Genomic DNA, 20746 nt, shown 5'->3' with positions numbered 1-20746 from the left:
TATGAGCTATACCGTTTACAGCGACACGAAATCGGCGCTTGGCGAAGGACCGATTTGGCACCCAGCCCGCAACCAATTGTTCTGGTTCGACATCATCGACATGTGCTTGCACACGATATCGGAAGGCGCACAGGTCACATGGCAGTTCGACGAACATGTTTCCGCCGCAGGTTGGGTCGATCACAACACGTTGCTTATGGCGTCCGAGACGTGCTTGCAGGCCTTTGACATTGAAACTGGCGACACCGAGTTCATTTGCGCTTTGGAAGCAGACAATCCCGCCACCCGTTCAAACGATGGGCGCGCAGACCCCTTTGGCGGGTTCTGGATTGGCACCATAGGCAAAAATGCCGAAGCCAAAGCTGGCGCGATTTATCGGTATTTTGACGGCGCTTTGCGCAAGGTTGTCAGCAATCTTACCATCCCCAATTCCATTTGCTTTTCCCCTGATGGGCAGCACGCCTATTACGCCGACACAGCAACCGATAAAATCATGCGCCTCAACTTGGATGATGACGGCTGGCCAGTAGGCAAAGCGGACCTATTTGTCAAAGACGCCAACCACCCAGACGGGTCTGTGGTTGATGTGGATGGCAACCTGTGGAACGCGCAATGGGGAAACTACCGCGTTGCCTGTTACGCCCCTGATGGCACACTTCAACGTTATGTCGAGGTGGGCGGTGCGCAAAGCTCTTGCCCTGCCTTTGGCGGCGCTGATGGCACCACCCTATTCGTCACTTCGGCGCAGCAAGATCTCTCTGACGCGGATCTTGAGAAAAGCGATCTGCACGGGCATGTGTTCTGCGTTGAAAATGTTGCCAAAGGCCAAACCGAACATCAGGTGATCTTGTAATGACCGCCTTTGGCATCACGCGAAACGGCCAAGCGGTTGAAGCCATCACGATTGCCAAAGGCGAGCTGACAGCAACCATTTTGACATTCGGCGCTACGCTTCACAGCCTCCACCTGCAAGGTGTGCCGCATAGCCTCACCTTGGGCAGCGACAGCTTGCAAGCTTACGAGACTGATCTGTCATACTTTGGCGCATTGGTTGGCCCACTTGCCAACCGTATCAGTAATGCCTGTGCCCCGCTCAACGGACAAATGCTGCAACTGGTGGCCAATGAAGGCACGACATCTTTGCACGGTGGCCCCCATGGTATCCATCAAGAGGTTTGGGCAGTCTTGGCACAAACCGCCGACAGCGTGACGCTTAAGCTTGCTTTAGCGGACGGCAAAGACGGTTACCCGGGCCATAGGGTGATAACCGCCCGCTTTACAATTTCCGAGGCCGCCCAGCTGACGCTTGAGATTTCGGCCATCACAGATGCCGACACGCTGATCAATATCGCCAATCATTCTTATTGGAATTTGGATGGATCCACGACCATTGACGGCCATATACTGACCGTGCCCGCCGACAGCTATGTGCCCGTTGATGCCGCCTGCATTCCCACGGGTATTGCAAACGTTGACGGTACAGGATTTGACCTGCGCACAGCCACCGTGATGGACCCGAAAAACAGACAACGACTTGATCATAATTTCTGTCTAAATGGCGATGAAGGCGTTCTCAAACCCGCCTGCACATTGACCGGCCAAAACGGCGTAACCATGGCGATGCAGACCACAGAGGTCGGCCTGCAAGTCTTTGACGCATGGCCCATTTCATCTGGTGATTTTAAAGGCCATAACGGTACACCCTATGTGCCACATTGCGGCGTCGCGTTAGAGGCCCAACGCTGGCCAGACGCGCCCAATCAAGACGGGTTCTCGTCTTGTGTGCTGCGTGCAGGTGAGACCTATCAGCAGGTGACAAGCTGGACGTTTACGCGCCTAAACCTATGTCAATCTTAGGCTGGTTCAATGGTTCATTTACCATAAATAAAGTAATTTATTAGCCCCTCGATTAAGGTAGCTGCAGCAAGATTATCCCATATGGCACCGCCATTCTAGGTTGACCTGGCAGTTGAAAAATAAAGTGGTCCATACCTGCTGCTATGATTGCTCCACCGCCACTACGTACAGGCGCAGCTCTCAAATACTGAGGGAAGTTACTGTTAAACGCTATTCTATAGCCGAGGTTCTTCAATTCAGACATCCTCTCCCCCATAGAGAAGAGACCTTGCTTGGCAAACTCTAGCTCAGTCCTCAAATTTTCTACTTCGCTTTCACTCAGCGGGGTGAATTCGCTTGTCACGATACTTTCGTCAAATTCGATCATTATTTTTCCTCCTTCAAAAGGCTACGAGCTTATACGTCAACCGCACGTCGAGCAAGTTTCTCAAAGCGCCACCTTAGTGCAGGCAAGCGCCGCCCCACAAAGCGTGTCACCCCTTCAAACCCGCCTCATACCATTTGCGGATCATCGCGCGGCTCTCGTCTTCCATATAGGTGAGGTTCGCAGGGGGCATCGCGTGAGTTGCCCCAGCCTGAAGCCAGATCTCGCGTGCATGGGTGGCCACTTGCTGCGCCGTTTCCAACACGACACCTTTCGGGGGCGACGCCATGCCATCCCATGCAGGTTCAACCGCATGGCACATGGAGCAGTTGCCCAGCACCAGTTCATGCACATCCTCAAACCCGTCTGCGCTGGCAAAGCGCTGCGCCACGGGGCCTAGTTGAGACAGATCATCATCGCCGCTGTCTTGGCTATAAATCCCAATTGTTGACAGCCAAATCACCGCCGCAAACAGCGCCGCCGTTAAACCCCAAGTCCACCACAACATGCCTTCGCGTTTGTGCATGGTGTTGAAAAAGTGCCGAATGGTCACGCCCATCAAAAACACCAGTGCCGCGATCAGCCAATTGTACTGGGACGCAAAGGCCAAGGGGTAGTGATTGGACAACATCATGAAAAGCACAGGCAAGGTCAGATAGTTGTTATGCGTTGAGCGTTGCTTGGCAATTTTTCCATATTTCGCATCCGGCGTGCGACCTTCTTTCAGGTCCTTCACCACGATACGCTGGTTTGGCATGATGATCATAAATACGTTCGCAGTCATGATCGTCGCGGTAAATGCGCCCAAATGCAAAAGCGCGGCACGCCCTGAGAACACCTGCGTATAGCCCCATGCCATGACCACAAGGATCACATACAATAAGATCATCAACCGTGTGTTATCGTCGCCAAATTTACTTTTACAGATAAGATCGTAAGCGATCCAACCGAACAGCAAAGACCCGATGGAAATCGCGATACCAGCCCAAATCGGCATCTCTAACACATTGGGGTCAACCAAATACAATTCGGCCCCAAGGTAATAAACAAGGACCATCAAAGCAGCGCCCGACAGCCATGTGGCATAGCTTTCCCATTTGAACCAAATCAGATCCTCGGGCATCCGTTCAGGGGCAACCAAGTACTTTTGAATAAAGTAAAACCCGCCACCGTGAACTTGCCATTCCTCACCATGAACGCCTTTGCCACGGTCTATTGAGGGGCGCAGACCCAAGTCCAAAGCGATAAAGTAAAACGATGATCCGATCCATGCGATCGCCGTGACGACATGCAGCCAACGCACCGCGAATTCCAACCATTCCATCAAAATCGGATAAATCATTTGTTAGCTCCCGCGGTAAGTTGAAAATCCAAACGGCGACAGCAAAAGCGGGACATGATAGTGTGACGCCATATCGTTTATGCCAAAGCGGATGGGAATGATGTCTAAGAAAAATGGCTCAGGCTGTGTGGAGCCATGGGCGCGCAGATAATCGCCAGCATGAAACACCAACTCATACGCGCCACATTGAAAATCACCTTTGGGTAAAATTGGACTGTCGGTGCGTCCATCCTCGTTGGTGATCATCTCAACCAGCTTGACCCGCTTGTCCCTGTCCAAGGCAAACAGTTCGACCCTAAGGCCCCCCGCAGGCAAACCAAGCGCAGTGTCGAGAACATGTGTCGTCAAATATCCAGAAGTCATAGGTTATATGCTCAATTTATTCGCTATTTAAATTTAAGCTGTCGGAAAGACGGCTCTTGCGCAATCAATCTTTTGCAGACCTTAGGGAAGAAACGGTAGTAAAAGAGGCGAAAAGCCTATCAATTAGTCAAAAATTTTGAAAGCCCCTCAAAATGCAACATGAATTGTCTCGTTACCCACGCAACATGACAGGTTATGGCCCCAACGCCCCTGACCCCAAATGGCCGAACGACGCACGCGTCGCGGTGCAATTTGTGCTGAATTACGAGGAAGGCAGCGAAAATTCCGTGCTGCACGGCGATGCGGCATCAGAAGCGTTTTTGTCCGACATTGCGGGCGCGACCCCATGGCAAGGGCAACGGCATTGGAACATGGAAAGCATCTATGATTATGGCGCACGCGCGGGCTTTTGGCGCTTGCACCGTCTGTTCACGGGCGCGGATATTCCGGTGACCATTTACGGCGTTGCAACGGCGCTCGCACGGTCCCCCGAACAGGTTGCCGCGATGCAAGAGGCCGATTGGGAAATCGCCAGCCACGGTTTAAAATGGGTCGAACACAAAGACATGCCTGAGGCTGACGAGCGCGCCGCCATCACAGAGGCCGTGCGCCTGCACACCGAGGTCACAGGCGCCCGTCCGCGTGGCTGGTACACAGGACGTTGTTCGGAAAACACAGTGCGCCTTGTGGCTGAGGAAGGCGGTTTTGACTATATCTCAGACACCTATGACGACGATCTGCCCTATTGGATCGAGGCGGGCGAACGCGACCAATTGATCATCCCCTACACGCTTGAGGCCAACGATATGCGCTTTGCCACAGCTCCGGGGTACATCACTGGCGAGCAATTTTTCACCTATCTCAAAGACGCTTTTGATGTGCTTTATGCAGAAGGTGCAGATCACACGCCGAAAATGATGTCCATCGGTCTGCATTGTCGCTTGATCGGACGCCCCGGCAAATTGGCGGGCCTAAAAAAATTCATCGACTACATCCAAACCTTTGAAAACGTTTGGACTCCCAAGCGCGTCGAGATCGCCGAACATTGGGCGCAAACCCATCCTCATGTCCGCAAAACCCGTCCCAGCCAAATGGATCGCACAGGTTTTGTAAACAGGTTTGGCAGCATTTACGAACATTCCCCATGGATTGCAGAACGGGCTTTTGATCTTGAACTTGGCCCTGCCCATGACAGTGTTATTGGCATCCATTCCGCGCTGTTCCGTATGTTCCGCTCAGCCTCTGAGGATGAAAAACTTGGCGTTTTAACAGCCCATCCAGACCTTGCAGGTAAACTTGCCGCCGCCAAACGCCTGACCGCAGAAAGCACTGCCGAGCAAGCCTCTGCTGGATTGGATGCCTTGACCGATACGGAACGTGCGACATTTCAAGATTTAAACGCGCAATATGTCGAAAAGTTCGGCTTCCCCTTTATCATCGCGGTCAAAGACAATACCAAGGATACGATTTTATCGGCCTTTCACACCCGATTGAACCACTCACGCGATACCGAATTTACAGCCGCCTGCACCCAAGTGGAGCGCATTGCATGGCACCGCCTGCACGACCTATTTGACACAACTGAAAGCCAAAAATGACCTACGCCTTCCCGCCCGGCGGCTTGCCCTCACAAAGTGAGAACCCTGAAAGTACCGCAGTCTTTACAGAGGCTTACGCCGTCATTCCCGCAAGTGTACAACGTGATATCGTCACCAGCTTCCTTCCCGGCTGGAACGGCATGCGGATGTGGATTTTGGCGCGCCCTATGACGGGTTTTGCGGAAACCTTTGCGCAATATGCGGTCGAATTGGCCCCTGGCGGTGGCACGTCTTATCCCGAACCAGATCGCGAAGCCCAAGCGGTTTTATTCGTGGCCTTTGGCGAAGTGCGCCTGTCTATTGGCGGTGCGCGCTCGGTCCTTAAAGCGGGACATTTGGCCTATATTCCTGCTGGCGCTGTTTGGGAAATTTGGAACACGTCCGATGCCCCTTGCGGCTTTCACTGGATCCGCAAGCGCTACAACCATATGCAAAGCCTCAACCCGTTAGAGGCCTTCACCGTGCATGAAACGGATGTCCCCAAAAGCGAGATGCCCGATTGCGATGGCGTTTGGGCCACGCAACGCTTCTTTGATCCCTTTGATTTGCGCTATGATTTTCACGCCAACATTGTCAACATTCTGCCTGGTGGACGCATTCCTTTTGCCGAAACCCATGTTATGGAACACGGGCTTTATGTGCTGTCTGGCACAGCTAAGTATCTGTTAAATAAAGATTGGGTCGAGGTCGGCCCCGGCGACTTTATGTGGTTGCGCGCCTTTTGTCCGCAGGCCTGTATTGCCACAGGCGATAAACCTTTTCGCTATCTTTTGTACAAAGATGTGAACCGGCATGTATCGCTTGATTTGGCAGGACATGGGCGATGAAAAACACTGTTGTTATCACTCCTTTGACAGCTGAAGCCTTTGCCCCCTACGGCGATATTTTGGATGCAAGTGGCGCGCCAGATAAGATCATCAACGCGGGCAAATGCGAGCGGTTTCATGACCGCGCAAAGATCGATGTGATGCAAGCCCGCGTGGGCATTTCTATCTTTAAAGCCGAGCTGCGATCCCTGCCCTATCAGCTTGATCTGATCGAGCGTCACCCCGAGGGATCACAAGCCTTTGTATCGATGTCGAATGAGCCGTTTTTGGTGATTGTCTCAGACGGCCCTGATGCAACACCAAAGGCGTTTATCACCGACGGCGCGCAGGCAATCAATTTCCATCGTGGCACATGGCACGGGGTGCTGACGCCTTTGGCTGGAAACGGCATGTTCACCGTGATCGACCGCATCGGTGAGACACCAAATTTGGAAGAATTCACGTTTGATGCGCCTTGGACGGTGGTGGCGGACGAAGCCTAGTTTTTAAAATGTTTAATGACTTTGTGGCGCGGATTTTAAATTGTTTAAACCTTTGGGGCAGTGCCACTTTACATGTTTTAATGGTTTTTGAGGCTGTAATTTTCAAGATCGTGATTTCTCCCCATGACACCTACCGGCTCAGCGCAGAGCGCAGCGAGATTGACCCTACGAATTCTTCAGAAAAGATAAGCCAACAGGTCACTCAAGCCATCAGAAATTAACCCTTTGATTTAAAACATTTGCTGCGCAGCATTTTAACGTTACGAGAAGCCGCCTCCGCCTGGTGTTTCCAGAACGAAGACACCATCGGTTGGCAGCTCGATTTCATCCTTGCCGTGCAATTCTATCCGCGTGCCATCGGGCAGCAAGGCGTAGTTCACGCCGACCTGTCCGCCATCTGCACCACCGACACCAAAGGGTTGTACTATGCGATGCGAACAGATGGTTGTGACAGTAACTGGCTCTAAAAACCGTAGCTTGCGAATTGCTCCGTTGCCGCCTTTATGCGTACCCTGCCCGCCTGAACCTTGGCGGATTGAGAATTCTTCCAAACGCACGGGAAAACGGGATTCCAAAATTTCGGGGTCGGTCATACGCGTGTTGGTCATATGGCTTTGCACAGCGTCACAACCATCGAAATCGGCGCCAGCGCCAGTGCCGCCCGCAATCGTTTCGTAGTTTTGAAAAGTCTCATTACCCCAAACGAAATTGTTCATCGTCCCTTGTGAACTTGCGACCACCCCCAAAGCACCAAACAAAGCATTGCAAGCAGCTTGCGACACTTCGGTGTTGCCCGCGATCACGGCGGCGGGGGCGCAAGGGTTAAGCATCGACCCCTCAGGCACGATGATCTCGATCGGGCGCAGACAGCCTTCGTTGAGCGGAATATTTTTGCCGACCAAACAGCGGAACACGTATAAAACCACAGCGCGCGAGATCGACAGAGGCGCGTTGAAGTTGCCACTGTGCTGATCGCTGGTGCCAGCGAAATCGACGGTAGCAGTGCGGGTGGCTTGATCGACGCGCAGGGCCACTTTTATCTGTGACCCGTCATCCATTGGATAGGTGAAATCACCATCTTTCAATCGATCAATCACATCGCGCACGGCGGCTTCGGCGTTGTCTTGCACATGGCTCATGTACGCGGTGACGACATCCGCGCCATAGCGTTTGGCGATGCCGAGCAAAGCGGCGCGACCTGTTTCATTGGCGGCGACTTGGGCTTGCAGGTCGGCGACATTTTGATCCAGATTGCGCGCGGGATATTTGGCGGATGCAAGCACATCACGGATGGCAGCATCCTCGAACGTGCCTTTTGTGACAAGACGCATATTGTCGATCAAGACGCCTTCCTCATCGATGTGACAACTATCGGGGGGCAAAGACCCCGGCGTGCGTCCGCCGATGTCGGCATGATGCCCACGCGAGCCGAGCCAATAGGCAGGTTTTCCATTAACGAAAACAGGTGTAACCACGGTCACATCGGGCAAATGGGTGCCACCACGGTAGGGCGAATTGAGCACAAAAGCATCGCCATCACAGGCATCAGGATTGTCGCGGATCACGGTTTGAATGCTGTCGGACATCGACCCTAAATGCACAGGCACATGGGGAGCGTTTGCGACCAGATGCCCCTGCGCGTCAAAGATAGCACAAGAGAAATCAAACCGTTCTTTGATGTTCACCGACCACGCGGTATTGGCCAATGTCGCGCCCATTTGGTCGGCCACAGACATGAACAGATTGGACATAACTTCGAGCAAGATCGGATCAGCCGCCGTGCCATTTGCAGCGGTTTGCGTAACAGCCGTGGTGCGGGTCAAAATCAGCATACCTTGGGCGTCCAACTGAGCCGTCCAATCGGGCTCAATCACATTGGTGCCGGTGGGCTCAGAAATGATAGCGGGGCCAGCGATGATCTGACCGCAAGCCAACGTCAAACGATCATACAGCGGCACCTGCCCCCAGCCTTTGGCTTGCACTGAAATTTGCGCTTGTGGATGACCGTCAAGATTGGGCATCTCGGCAGCGCGTGGCGCTTCGCCCGTCTCGCCTACGGCTTCGACCGACAACATATCGATGATCAGGTGATCGCCTGCGGGGGCGAAACCAAAGCGGGCGATATGGGCGTCATGAAACGCCTTGCGCATGGCATCGACTGCCCCCCACGCGACCTCTAACGTCTGATGAGAGCCCTGAGTGCGCAGATGCGCATGACGGATCACGCTGGCGGAAGGCAGGCCTTGATCCAGCACCTCGCTGCGCACAGCATCGCACAGGGCATCAAGCGCGGGAACAAGTGTCGCGCTGTCTTCAAGCGCACAATCAGCCTGCATTTCGCGCAAGGCACGCACCTCAGCCAAGCCCATACCGTAAGCCGACAGAACGCCCGCGAAGGGATGGATCAAAACGCGGCGCATATTCAGGGCATCGGCCACCAAACAAGCGTGCTGTCCGCCTGCCCCGCCAAAGCATTGCAGCGCATAATCTTGTGACACATCATGGCCGCGCTCGACCGAAATTTTCTTGATCGCATTGGCCATATTATAGACCGCGATCTGCAAGAACCCTTCGGCGACTTGCACGGGTGTGAGGCTTTGATCGGTGGCCTTGTTGATCTGATCCGTGATCATCTGCATCGCTTGAACCGTCGCAGCGACGTCCAAAGGCGCATCGCCGTTTGGACCGAACACATGCGGGAAATGGTCGGGGTTCAGCTTGCCCAAAAACACGTTGCAATCGGTCACGGTCAGCGGCCCGCCACGTTTGTAAGCCGCGGGACCGGGATCGGCGCCCGCGCTTTCTGGGCCGACTTGCAGACGCCCATCGCGAAAGCTGCAAATCGATCCACCACCAGCGGCCACGGTGTGAATATCCATCATCGGCGCACGCATGCGCACGCCTGCCACTTCGGTTTCGAACGAACGTTCAAACGCACCCGCATAATGGCTTACATCGGTCGAGGTTCCCCCCATGTCAAAACCAATCAGCCGGTCAAACCCCGCCGCTTCACCGGTGCGCACCATGCCCACGATGCCCCCCGCAGGCCCCGACAGAATCGCATCACGCCCTTGGAAGTTTTGCGCATCTGTCAGCCCGCCATTGGACTGCATAAACATCAACCGTTCGCAGGCCTGTCCAAGGCGCAAAGCCCCCGCGACTTGATCAACATAGCGACGCAAAATAGGCGACAGATAAGCATCAACCACGGTGGTATCTGCGCGTGAGACCAGCTTGGCCAGACGCGAGACATCGCTTGAGGTGGACACTTGCGTAAAGCCGATGTCGCGCGCCATTTCCGCGGCGCGCTGTTCATGAGCGGGGTTGAGATAAGCATGCACAAAAGCGATGGCGACCGAGCGCAGGCCAGCATCAAAGCCACTTTGCAACGCATCGCGTAGGCCCATCTCGTCCAGTGGCGTAACTTCGGCACCAGACGCATTCAACCGCCCTGTAATCTCGGCGGTACTTTGATACAACAGATCCGGGCGTTGGATGTGCAAGGCAAACAAATCGGGGCGCGTTTGATAACCGATGCGCAGCAGATCTTTGAAGCCTTGGGTGATCAGCAACAGCACCGCTTCGCCTTTGCGTTCCAGCAGCGCGTTGGTGGCCACAGTCGTGCCCATTTTCACGGCCCTAATCGCCCCATCGGGAATCGGTGTGCCAGTCTTCAGTCCCATCAAGTCGCGAATGCCCTGTTCGGCAGCATCGACATAGCGCTCAGGGTTGGACGACAGCAATTTATGCGTGTGCAATGTGCCATCAGGGTGTTTGGCCACGACATCCGTAAAGGTGCCGCCACGATCTATCCAAAACTCCCACTGCGCGTCTGACATATGTACTTTCCGCAATCTTGGCGGCCCCAAATGATGATCGCAGAGACCCTATCGCAGGCCATGAATGGCAACAAGGTTTGTGCGCGGACAGGCCGTTAAAAAAAGAAAAACAACGTCATGCAGAAAAGTGGCAGATTCACTCTTGACCCTGCCAGAGTGACAGACTACTTACGCGGCACTTCGGCGGAGTAGCTCAGTTGGTTAGAGCAGCGGAATCATAATCCGCGTGTCGGGGGTTCAAGTCCCTCCTCCGCTACCATTATCCCTTGCAATGTTGATTAATCGCATTGTCTTTGGGTAATGATGGCGATGATTCCAAAGCAGCGCACAACCAACCCACATAAGACATCAAAACGCGCAGGATCGTCTTAGATCCCACGCGCATTTTTTTCATTCAGATGATTTAGGCGATACGGAAGACTTTGGCAGCTTCTTCTTTGGTGATGTCAGCCTTATCATGCACAGATGTGACACGACCGCGCTCCATAAACACCAATTGATCGGCCAAATCGTAGGCAAATTCAAAGTACTGTTCCACAAGCACAATCGCCATATCGCCACGATCACGCAAAAGCGCAATCACGCGGCCGATTTGTTGAATGATATTGGGCTGAATGCCCTCTGTCGGCTCATCCAGCAACAAGAGTTTTGGCTTGATGATCAGCGCCCGCGCGATGGCCAATTGTTGTTGTTGCCCTCCAGACAGGTCGCCGCCACGGCGGTGCAAAAAGTCTTTGAGGATCGGGAATAATTCGAACACCTCGTCAGGGATGTAATGTTCGGATTTGGGCAAACAAGCAAAGCCGGTCTCAAGGTTTTCCTTCACGGTCAGCAGCGGGAAAATCATCCGCCCTTGCGGCACAACACCGATGCCTTTTTTGGCCAGAGCATCAGAATTGGCGCGGCCTACATCTTCGCCATCCAGCATCATCGTTCCAGAGGATCGCGGATGCGCGCCGCAGATGGCTTTCAGAAGGCTTGTCTTGCCAACCCCGTTGGTGCCCATGACACAGGTCACCTTGCCCGCTTGGGCGCTCAGCGCCACGTCATGTAAAATCTGCGAGCCACCGTAATGCAGCGATAGGTTTTGGACATCGAGCATTGGTTATCTCCCCAAGTAGACGTCGATGACGCCTTGGTTTTTGGTCACGTGATCCAGCGAGCCTTCGGCCAAAACAGACCCTTCGTGCAGCACGGTCACTTTACAGTTCAGGCGGCGGATGAATTCCATATCATGTTCGATCACCACCACGGCGCGGGTTTTCGCGGCTTCTTTCAAGATATCCGTGGTGTGTTCGCGTTCGCCCAAGGTCATGCCTGCCGCGGGTTCATCCACCAGCAGCAATTTCGGGTCTTGCGCCAGCAACATGCCGATTTCCAACCATTGTTTTTGCCCATGTGATAGCTCGCCTGATTTGCGCGCCAACTCATCCGTCAGACCGATGGTGTCAGCCAGCTCATGCACTTTGGCAATGTCTTTGGCTTTGGGGCGAAAGAACAACACAGCAATCGGGGAACGATCATTGCGCACCGCGATCATCAAGTTGTCAAAGACCGATTGATCCTCAAACACAGTCGGGCGTTGGAACTTGCGACCAATACCGATGCGGGCGATTTTCGCCTCGTTCATACCAATCAAATTGCGTGACAAATCCCCCCACAACACAGAGCCCTCATCGGGTTTTGTCTTGCCAGTGACGATGTCCATAAAGGTGGTTTTACCCGCCCCGTTCGGCCCGATGATGGCCCGCATTTCGGCGTGACCGATTGAGAACGACAGATTGTTGATGGCTTTAAACCCATCAAAAGACACGGAAATACCTGAGACTTCTAAAAGCTGGCTCATTTCTCGGCCTCCTCTTCACGCAAGGACCCTGCATCTGGTCCAAGTGGCGCGCCTTTGCGGTTCGGCGAAAAACGCCCCGTGAAGACATCGACCAAACCGCCGATACCTTTGGGGGCAAACAAAGTGACCAGAACAAAGGACAGGCCCAGCAGAACTTGCCACCAATCAACCCATTTCACCTCGTAAAAGCCAAGGTTGATATTGGGCGCTTGACCGCCTGTGAACCACGTGGACACCAGCGAGACCACCACAGCGCCGATCACAGCGCCATAGATGCGACCTCGACCACCGATGGCGACCCAAACCGCGAGGTAAATAGAGGCAATTGGCGCGATTTCGGCAGGGTTGATGATGCCCGCTTGCGGATAATACAGCGCACCACCGATGGCGGCCATAATGGCGGTGAGCACGAAGACGAACAGCTTATAGCCTTCAACTGAATAGCCCAAGAACCGCACCCGCGCCTCGTCATCGCGGATACCGCGAATGACAGACCCGAACTTGCCAGAGACCACAAAAGACGTAGCGATATAGGTGAGTGCGAGCGCCAAAGCCGAGGCCCAAAGGAACCAGATCGACATCACGCTTTGCGGAATATCATCAGCGCCAGGCAGGTTTTGCAGACCAGACAGGCCGTTGTTGCCGCGTAAGCCGCTATCGTTTTGAAACAGGTACAAAGACAGCGCGAGGGTCATCGCTTGGGTCAAGATCGACAGGTAAACGCCTGTGACGCGCGAGCGAAAGGCGAGCCAGCCAAAGACCAAAGCCACAAGGCCAGGCACCAAGACAACCATCATCAGTTGCAGGATCAAGCTGTCAGCAAACATCCAAATCGCGGGAAAGTCCGACGATCCGACGACGCCGAAAATCTGACTGCCGATGGCGTCTGAAATTTCCGATGCGGTGGCGGGAATGGGTGATGAGGCCAATGAGTTGACCACAATGATTTCGGTGCGCGCATACATCAGCCACATGCCGATCATATAGCCGCCCACACCAAAGAACGCGAAGTGGCCGAGCGATAGAATACCTGTGTAGCCCCAGACCAGATCCATCGCGATGGCGACCAGCGCGAGGCACAGTGTTTTGCCCAGCGTTTTGACGAAAGAGGTCGAGACCAAGCCTGATCCGTAAGCCTCTGACATCAAGGTGACGCCAAGGGTGAACAGAGCCAGCAGGCCGAGGAACACCAAGAGAGACGGGTTTTTCATAAAGAATGAGTTGTTCATGTGATCAATCCCCCGCCGCGCGGCCTTTGAGGGCGATGATACCCTTGGGCCGGAACTGGATGAAAATAATGATAAAGACGATCATATAGGTCTGTGCGGCCAAAGTGTTGGACGGGTTCAGCCATTCGATGCCTTTTTGTAAGAAACCGATGCCAAGTGCGCCCAGCAAAGTCCCCCAGATATTGCCAACACCGCCGACAACCACGGTCATAAACGACTGCACGATGTAATCTGCACCCATCTCTGACGTCACCTTGGCATAAAGCCCGATGGCCACGCCCGCGATGCCCGCGATACCAGAGCCCAACCCAAATGTGAGCATATTCACGCGGTCGGGATTGATGCCCATTGATGCGGCCATTTTCGGATTTTGCGTCACTGCGCGGGTCTCTAAACCAAGGCGGGTTTTCTTCATGATGAACAAGAACACCCCAAGGAAAATCCCCGCCAGCACGAAAATCGCGATGCGAATGTAAGAGATTGCCAACACATCATTGAACACCAAAGCGCCGTCTAACCATGCAGGCGAAGTCAGCGGACGGGCCTGCGTGCCAAAGATGTTTTTTGCGATTTGCTGCAAAGCGATAGCCACCCCGAAAGAGGCCAAAAGCGTCTCAAGCGGACGGTTGTACAACCAGCGAATGATCAAACGTTCCATCGCCACGCCCGCGGCAAAGGTCACCATGAATGCCGCAGGGATCGCGACCAGAATAGAGACGGTGTAATCAGGGATAATCTGCTGCACGACGTATCCGGTGTAGGCGCCCATCATAATGAATTCGCCATGCGCCATGTTGATCACGCCCATCACCCCAAAGGTGATGGCCAGACCGATGGCAGCCAGAAAATAGATCGAGGCCAAAGACAATCCATCAAGGGCCAAATCCAAAGTTTGGTTTAAGCCAACAGCGCGATCAATGGTTTTCAGCGTGGCCTCTGCCGCATCTGTGACAGCCTTGGAAGGTTCGGCGTACACCTCGACAAACTCGGTGGATTTCACCGCATCTTCAATAGAATAGCCCGCATCCCATTCCGGGACGACACCTTCAGACACCAAGACCATATAGGCACGATCACGGGCGTCTTGATCGGCAAGATCGGCCACACCAACACCACCGACCATGCCGTCTTGGATATTGGCGACAAGCGCATCTTTGCGTTCGGAAATTGTAGGTTGCGCGGGGATCATGCCTGCTGAGACCATCCGGGCCAGAGCATCTTCAAAGGGCAATGCCTCAGAGCCCGCGATGACTCTGTCTTTTATATTTGCATCATCCGGCAGGCTGTCTTTTAGCGCGATTGTCGTGGTCAAAACCGGGTTTAACACGGCACGGACATCCAGTGACAAAGCCCCATTAAACCCTTGGATCGCAGCCACGCGCGCGGCATCATCTGTGTCATAGGAAATTGTCAGCAAACGCTCGGTCACTTCCTTGAGCGCTTTGATGTCAGGATCGGTCTCGCCAGCGATCGAGGCGCGTAAAGGGGCCAAATGAGAGGCTTCGCCATCGCGTTGAATGGCCAAAATGGCTTCCGAGCGGCGCGCAGGATCAGGGTCGCTCAACTGGAACTGAACAAGAGCCGCACCAATGACAGCACGAATACCCGAATTGGGTTTCAACTGTTTCAGATCGCTTTTGGCAAAGTCGCCAACAGCCGCGTCACTGTCGAAATCATAAAGGGTGTAAGTCTTTGAATCCACTTCCTCAGCATAGAAAAACAGCCGATCGTCTTTACGCTGCCACATGTCCCGCGACTGCCATTTTTGCAAAACATTTTGCGCGGACGGCAAGCCTGAGGCTGCGATGGCATCAATCGCTGGGCCGATGGTTTTACGGGACGATTTTTCGATCACCTCGCGGTGCGTTTGCAGCACCTCTTGGATCGTTTGATCTTGGGCCTGCGCAGGCGATGGGGCCAAAGCAGGCGATGCAAAAGCGGCCAAGACAATGAAGGTGGCTGTCAGAAAGCGGATCATAGGGATCTTCTTTGAATGGAATGAAAAGGGCGACAAAAGCGCCGCCCTTTGAAAGTCGTATGGGCCAGAAAAAGCGAACTCTTAGTAGTTAGATTTCAACTGAACACATGTTTCTGTTTCGGTGTTGTACATGCCACAACCGAGATCTTTCCAATCGGACATCAACACAGCGGATTCTGGCAAGAAGTCCGTCCACGCATCGCCAGGTACTTCAGTTGTCTGGGAGATGATGTCGAATTGACCGTCAGCTTGGATTTCGCCGATCAGAACAGGTTTCGCGAGGTGGTGGTTGACGCCCATCACCGCTGTACCGCCTGTCAAGTTCGGGAATTTTTGGCCGTACATCGCGGTGCGAACCGCGTCTACGTCTGTTGTGCCTGCCGCTTCAACAGCGTTGACCCACATGTTGAACCCGATGAAATGCGCTTCCATTGGATCGTTTGTCACGCGCTCTTCGCCCATTTTCGCTTTCCATGCTGCGATGAATTCATCGTTGAGCTCGGATTCTGCGGATTGGAAGTAGTTCCAAGCGGCCAAGTGACCCACAAGGTTGGATGTGTCCAATCCGGACAGCTCTTCTTCGCCAACAGAGAAGGCTACAACTGGAATATCGTCAGCTGAGATACCAGCGGATGCCAATTCTTTGTAGAAGCCGATGTTCGCGTCGCCGTTGATCGTAGAGATCACGCCAACTTTTTTACCGTCTGCGCCAAGCGCCACAACGTCTGCGACGATTTTGGACCAATCAGAGTGACCGAAAGGTGTGTAGTTTACAAAGATATCTTCAGCAGCGATGCCTTTGCCCGCGAGGTAGGATTCAAGGATGTTGTTTGTTGTGCGTGGGTAGACATAGTCTGTGCCAAGCAATGCGAATTTCTCGACACCAAGCTCGTCGAGGAAGTAATCTGTCGCAGGAATAGCTTGCTGGTTTGGCGCAGCCCCTGTGTAGAAGACGTTTTTCGATGACTCTTCGCCCTCATATTGAACTGGGTAGAACAGCAAGCCGTTCAACTCTTCGATCACTGGCAAAACAGATTTGCGCGACACAGATGTCCAGTTGCCGAACATCACGTCAACTTCATGTACAGTCAAAAGTTCACGCGCTTTTTCTGCAAACAATGGCCAGTCGGACGCAGGGTCAACAACAACCGCTTCCAATTGGCATCCAAGAACGCCGCCTTTGGCGTTTTGTTCGTCAACAAGCATCAACATAACGTCTTTAAGTGTGGTCTCAGAAATCGCCATAGAACCAGACAAAGAGTGCAGAACGCCCACTTTTGTGGTGCAATCTTCGGCCAAAGCGGCCGTTGTCATAGCGGTAGTGGCGATCAGGGCTGAGGCCAGTGTAGCTTTAAGTTTGGTGGTCACGTCGAACATCCTTTTTGGATGCCAAAGGCGTGCGGTTTCTGCTCGCAAACTGCGAGTGCCATGGACGTCTTCCATTTTTGGCTTGAAACGCTTACATGCCCCTAGCAGCGTTAATCAGTTGCATTCGTGTGGTGGTGGCGACCTGCAAGTCTGGCCATCATCACACATTCCCCACAACTCTCTCGGTTCCGTATTAAGCGGCTCCAATTGAATTGCTTTAAACACTTTGACCCACTGATTGGTTTTGAACACGACTAGGTGATCACAGACCGCCTGCGCCGCCTACTTTCCACGCGAACGCATAATTATTGCGCAAGACGCCCAATAATGACGTATAATTAATCTCTTTACTAAAAAAATAGCTCACGACCAAAGCAAATGCACAGAAATCATACACAGAAAAATCTGTCACCGATTCCACCTTTGCGCCCCCAATCGCACGTGTCTGCCTCTAAGACACACCCGCATTTCATCCGCAAATTCGGCCGCCTTGAGTGACAAGCGAAAGCTAAAACCCCTAAAAATTTTGAGCGTAAACACTTTATTCGTTGATTTCGCCCATTTTGAGCCAAACGACTGATCCGCGCAGTGACCACATCGCTGTGCCTGCGCAGGATTGCATTTCTAACATGTGGCCTAGGGAAACAAATGAAAAATCTATTTGGGAAAGCTATCGGCTCAATCGCCATCAAAATGGCCATCGCCATTCTTGCACTCGCAGGCACAACCGCTGCGGCAATTTTTATTTCAACCTCGCTCATTTCCTCCATCACGGATGAAGTTGAAACTTTGGTCGAAGACAATTTACCGCCACTTAGCGCCGCGATGCAAATCTCAGACGCCGTTCTCAAGTTCAAAGATGCAACAAATACGCTCATAGCATCCTATTCCCTGATCGGTTTTCCTGCCCATCAAGACAATATGAACAAGGCCGCACAAGAACTGCGTGAAGCGGCAGAGGCGATACCCAGTGAAGGCCACGAAAATCTCAACTTATCAGTGCAAGCATTGCTCAGCGACACCCGCCAGCTTATCGACGAAAAACATCTCGCTCTCACCTCAAGCTCAGATAATTTCAAACTGATGGCCGCGCTCAACGGCCTGTCGCATGAAGTGTCTGGTGACCTGACTGAAATCAACAAATCAGCCTCCTTCCGCTTGATGATCGCAACTGGCGAAGCCATCCAATCCACACAGACCGGTGTCGATGCGTTAATCGACGCAAACATGGGCGGGCTGGCCACGCTCTATGAACTCAAGGCAAGCGCGGAACACGCGACAAGCACAACCCTCGCTTATGCCGCCATCGCCGATCCCAATAACCTGGCCGCACTCGCTGCCAAAAAACTCAGCCTGAAGACAATCAAAGATCTCGAACGCACTGTTAATCGCATTGGAATCATCAACGGAGATGTTCCCGCCTTAGCCGCAAGCAAGGAACTTTTGGGGCACTTACATGAAATTCACACCCCCAACGGGACTGTTTCTTCGCAGCAACACGAAACCTTGCTGCAAGCCCAAGCAAAATTTGCCGACACAACCAAAACGATTATCGCGAACGACATGCAAGCTCTTGATGATGCGGGGCAAAGTTTCCTCCGTGGAAACGACGCAATCATTAAAAACTTAACTGAAGTGAAATTCGCAGAAATTCGTTCCGTAGACTCGCTCAACATCGCGATCAAATCTGCTCTGCTCAAGCTGCAACAAGGCGCCTCCTCCATCAATCCTGGTTACATCCAAGCCTTACAATTTGAACTGCTACAAGACCGTGAAGACATCCAGAAAAACTTAAACCTCGTTGCGGATGAAACGGCAGACAAAGTACGTCAAATTCTATTGGCAACAGATCCAGAAACAGGGGCGCTGGCCACGCGCCTCCAAGCCATAAACGCGCAATCGTCGTCTCGGACCAAAGCCACACATCTGATTGAAGAAATTCTAACGATATCTCATGAAGTGACTGAAATTTCACATGAAAGCCTTGCAGCCATTGACGAGGCAGGGTCTTTCGTCGTCTCCGACGCACGCAACGCCTCCGCCACAATGAGGTCTATTAGTATCATTGCGCTTTTCGCCGTCACAGCGGCACTGCTGATGATCCATTTAACGATTGTACAACCGTTGAAGGTTGTCACCCACAGTACAGAGCGACTTGCAAATGGTGACATGTCCGAGCTTAAAAAAACAGGTGGCACGCATGGCGAAATTGCCCGATTGATGTCCGCTTTGCGCGTTTTCAGAAACAACCTGCTTGAAAAAGAGCGCATGGATGCCGAAGCTGTCGAGCGCGCTGAAAATGAACGCCTCGCAGAAATTGCAGCCGAAAAACGTGCAAAAGAACAAGAGGCAGAAGAACAAGACCGTGCCCGTCAAACTGCAGCACGCGAACAAGAGCTTGCCGCTGCAGCAGAGCGTGAAAAAGAAAAAGCGCGTGCCGCAGCTGAGGCTGAACGCGCCGAACGTCATGAAGAGCAAACTGCAATCGTGAAAGCCCTTGCTGATGGTCTTCGTAGATTGGCTCAGGGCGATATTTCTCAGACACTCGACGAAGACTTTCCAGCTGGATATGAACAACTGCGCAGTGACTTCAATGATGCTGTGAGATCCCTAAAAGATGTCGTCTCGAAACTTTCAGACACGTCGCAAACCATTCACTCCAATTCCAAGGAAATTTCTCACGCTGCCGACGATCTGTCCGTGCGCACAGAACGCACAGCCTCAACTTTGGCTGAATCAGCTGCGGCACTGACACAGCTTACGGTTTCCGTTCAATCTGCGGCAGATGGTGCGGCGCTTGCCAATCAAACCGTAAAAGCCGCACATCAAAATGCGGAATCGACAAACCTTGTGGTCAAGGATGCCATGAACGCGATGGATGCCATTTCGGACTCTTCCTCTAAAATTTCGAAAATTATCAGCGTCATCGATGATATCGCATTCCAAACCAACCTTCTGGCTTTGAATGCTGGCGTCGAGGCCGCGCGTGCAGGTGAGGCTGGCAAAGGGTTCGCTGTGGTCGCTTCCGAAGTACGCGCCTTAGCCCAAAGGTCATCTGAAGCGGCACATGAAATCAATCAATTGATTTCCGACTCAGGTGAGGAGGTCAAACGAGGCGTATCGTTGGTCGATCGTACGGGCGAAGCACTCAAATCCATTGTCGGGGACGTCACAAAAATCGCCGGTCATATGGCTGAGATCGAAACATCGGCGACCGAGCAATCTGCCGGAATTTCCGAGATAAACCTTGCCGTTGCTGATCTGGATCAGGCAACGCAACAAAACGCGGCCATGTTTGAAGAGACGACAGCCGCCAGCCATTCTCTCACACAAGAGGCCTCAGCACTGACAGCGATTGTTGCTCAATTCAGAACGGAAAGCACGGGAGACACGCAAAACCCAACCTCTTCCCAATGGGGTGTTGATTTCGATGATGTCGAGCAAGCGTCATAAACACGCCTGCTCGACATGCCGACAGAATGTAAGGTCTATTGGGTAGGGTATTCCCCCAAAACCCGCAGCAATACCTATGAAGGCTTTGCGAGGTTACTGGAGCGAGCAGCTTTGAACGGGCAATATATTACGTGCTCGAATACTGATCCTAAGGCCAATAGGGGGATACCTGCCACGACAATTCTTGCGGTGTTCCCCCG

Annotated in this window: 15 protein-coding genes and 1 tRNA gene; 7 read left to right on the top strand and 9 right to left on the bottom strand. The window is 53.0% G+C overall.

Annotated elements, in window-relative coordinates; translation table 11 throughout:
* Nucleotide 1 precedes the first annotated feature (1 nt).
* Nucleotides 2-853, top strand: a complete 852-nt coding sequence (locus KO503_RS17410; RefSeq protein WP_215992818.1) for an SMP-30/gluconolactonase/LRE family protein — start codon at nucleotides 2-4, stop codon at nucleotides 851-853.
* Nucleotides 853-1857, top strand: a complete 1005-nt coding sequence (locus KO503_RS17405; protein ID WP_215992817.1) for an aldose epimerase family protein — start codon at nucleotides 853-855, stop codon at nucleotides 1855-1857. The genes KO503_RS17410 and KO503_RS17405 overlap by 1 nt, the downstream gene beginning before the upstream one ends.
* A 52-nt stretch (nucleotides 1858-1909) precedes the next feature.
* Here KO503_RS17405 and KO503_RS17400 read toward each other — a convergent pair whose 3' ends face one another.
* The 3 genes from KO503_RS17400 to uraH all read right to left on the bottom strand — a co-directional run bounded on the left by KO503_RS17400 (nucleotide 1910) and on the right by uraH (nucleotide 3926).
* Nucleotides 1910-2224, bottom strand: coding sequence for a hypothetical protein (locus KO503_RS17400; RefSeq protein ID WP_215992816.1), 315 nt, complete (start codon nucleotides 2222-2224; stop codon nucleotides 1910-1912).
* Nucleotides 2225-2330: 106 nt separating this feature from the next.
* Nucleotides 2331-3563 (bottom strand): urate hydroxylase PuuD, encoded by a 1233-nt coding sequence (locus tag KO503_RS17395; RefSeq protein WP_215992815.1) that lies wholly within the window; start codon nucleotides 3561-3563, stop codon nucleotides 2331-2333.
* A 3-nt stretch (nucleotides 3564-3566) separates the two neighbouring features.
* A complete protein-coding gene (uraH, locus tag KO503_RS17390; protein ID WP_215992814.1) occupies nucleotides 3567-3926 on the bottom strand; it encodes a hydroxyisourate hydrolase in 360 nt (119 codons plus the stop codon).
* A gap of 164 nt (nucleotides 3927-4090) precedes the next feature.
* Between uraH and puuE the strand changes: the two genes are divergently transcribed.
* The 3 genes from puuE to KO503_RS17375 are packed head-to-tail and all read left to right on the top strand — an operon-like array spanning nucleotide 4091 to nucleotide 6833.
* On the top strand, nucleotides 4091-5524 hold the full coding sequence (puuE, locus tag KO503_RS17385) for an allantoinase PuuE (RefSeq protein ID WP_215992836.1): 1434 nt from the start codon (nucleotides 4091-4093) through the stop codon (nucleotides 5522-5524).
* Nucleotides 5521-6351 (top strand): bifunctional allantoicase/(S)-ureidoglycine aminohydrolase, encoded by an 831-nt coding sequence (locus KO503_RS17380; RefSeq protein ID WP_215992813.1) that lies wholly within the window; start codon nucleotides 5521-5523, stop codon nucleotides 6349-6351. Before puuE ends, KO503_RS17380 begins: the two co-directional genes overlap by 4 nt.
* On the top strand, nucleotides 6348-6833 hold the full coding sequence (locus KO503_RS17375; RefSeq protein ID WP_215992812.1) for an ureidoglycolate lyase: 486 nt from the start codon (nucleotides 6348-6350) through the stop codon (nucleotides 6831-6833). Before KO503_RS17380 ends, KO503_RS17375 begins: the two co-directional genes overlap by 4 nt.
* 260 nt (nucleotides 6834-7093) lie before the next feature.
* Here the strand turns inward: KO503_RS17375 and KO503_RS17370 are convergent, their stop codons facing one another.
* Nucleotides 7094-10672, bottom strand: a complete 3579-nt coding sequence (locus KO503_RS17370; protein ID WP_215992811.1) for a hydantoinase B/oxoprolinase family protein — start codon at nucleotides 10670-10672, stop codon at nucleotides 7094-7096.
* 182 nt (nucleotides 10673-10854) lie between these two features.
* On the opposite strand from KO503_RS17370, the gene KO503_RS17365 reads away from it, so the two are divergent.
* Nucleotides 10855-10931: transfer RNA gene (locus KO503_RS17365), tRNA-Met, on the top strand.
* Nucleotides 10932-11075: 144 nt separating this feature from the next.
* Here the strand turns inward: KO503_RS17365 and urtE are convergent.
* From urtE to urtA, 5 genes are all read right to left on the bottom strand, one after another.
* Nucleotides 11076-11774, bottom strand: a complete 699-nt coding sequence (gene urtE / locus KO503_RS17360) for an urea ABC transporter ATP-binding subunit UrtE (RefSeq protein ID WP_215992810.1) — start codon at nucleotides 11772-11774, stop codon at nucleotides 11076-11078.
* Nucleotides 11775-11777: 3 nt separating this feature from the next.
* Nucleotides 11778-12518 carry an urea ABC transporter ATP-binding protein UrtD gene (gene urtD, locus KO503_RS17355; RefSeq protein WP_215992809.1) on the bottom strand — a complete coding sequence of 247 codons (741 nt, stop codon included), beginning with the start codon at nucleotides 12516-12518 and terminating at the stop codon, nucleotides 11778-11780.
* Nucleotides 12515-13747, bottom strand: a complete 1233-nt coding sequence (urtC, locus tag KO503_RS17350; protein ID WP_215992808.1) for an urea ABC transporter permease subunit UrtC — start codon at nucleotides 13745-13747, stop codon at nucleotides 12515-12517. The genes urtD and urtC overlap by 4 nt, the downstream gene beginning before the upstream one ends.
* Nucleotides 13748-13751: 4 nt before the next feature.
* Nucleotides 13752-15725 (bottom strand): urea ABC transporter permease subunit UrtB, encoded by a 1974-nt coding sequence (gene urtB / locus KO503_RS17345; protein ID WP_215992807.1) that lies wholly within the window; start codon nucleotides 15723-15725, stop codon nucleotides 13752-13754.
* A gap of 81 nt (nucleotides 15726-15806) precedes the next feature.
* Nucleotides 15807-17102, bottom strand: coding sequence for an urea ABC transporter substrate-binding protein (urtA, locus tag KO503_RS17340; protein WP_215992806.1), 1296 nt, complete (start codon nucleotides 17100-17102; stop codon nucleotides 15807-15809).
* A 639-nt stretch (nucleotides 17103-17741) separates the two neighbouring features.
* On the opposite strand from urtA, the gene KO503_RS17850 reads away from it, so the two are divergent.
* Nucleotides 17742-20546 (top strand): methyl-accepting chemotaxis protein, encoded by a 2805-nt coding sequence (locus KO503_RS17850; protein WP_252731162.1) that lies wholly within the window; start codon nucleotides 17742-17744, stop codon nucleotides 20544-20546.
* The last annotated feature ends 200 nt before the right edge of the window (nucleotides 20547-20746 follow it).

The organism is Pacificibacter marinus (genome assembly GCF_018860505.1).
GTDB lineage: Bacteria > Pseudomonadota > Alphaproteobacteria > Rhodobacterales > Rhodobacteraceae > Celeribacter > Celeribacter marinus_B.
This window is presented reverse-complemented; position numbering and strand designations above follow the sequence as displayed.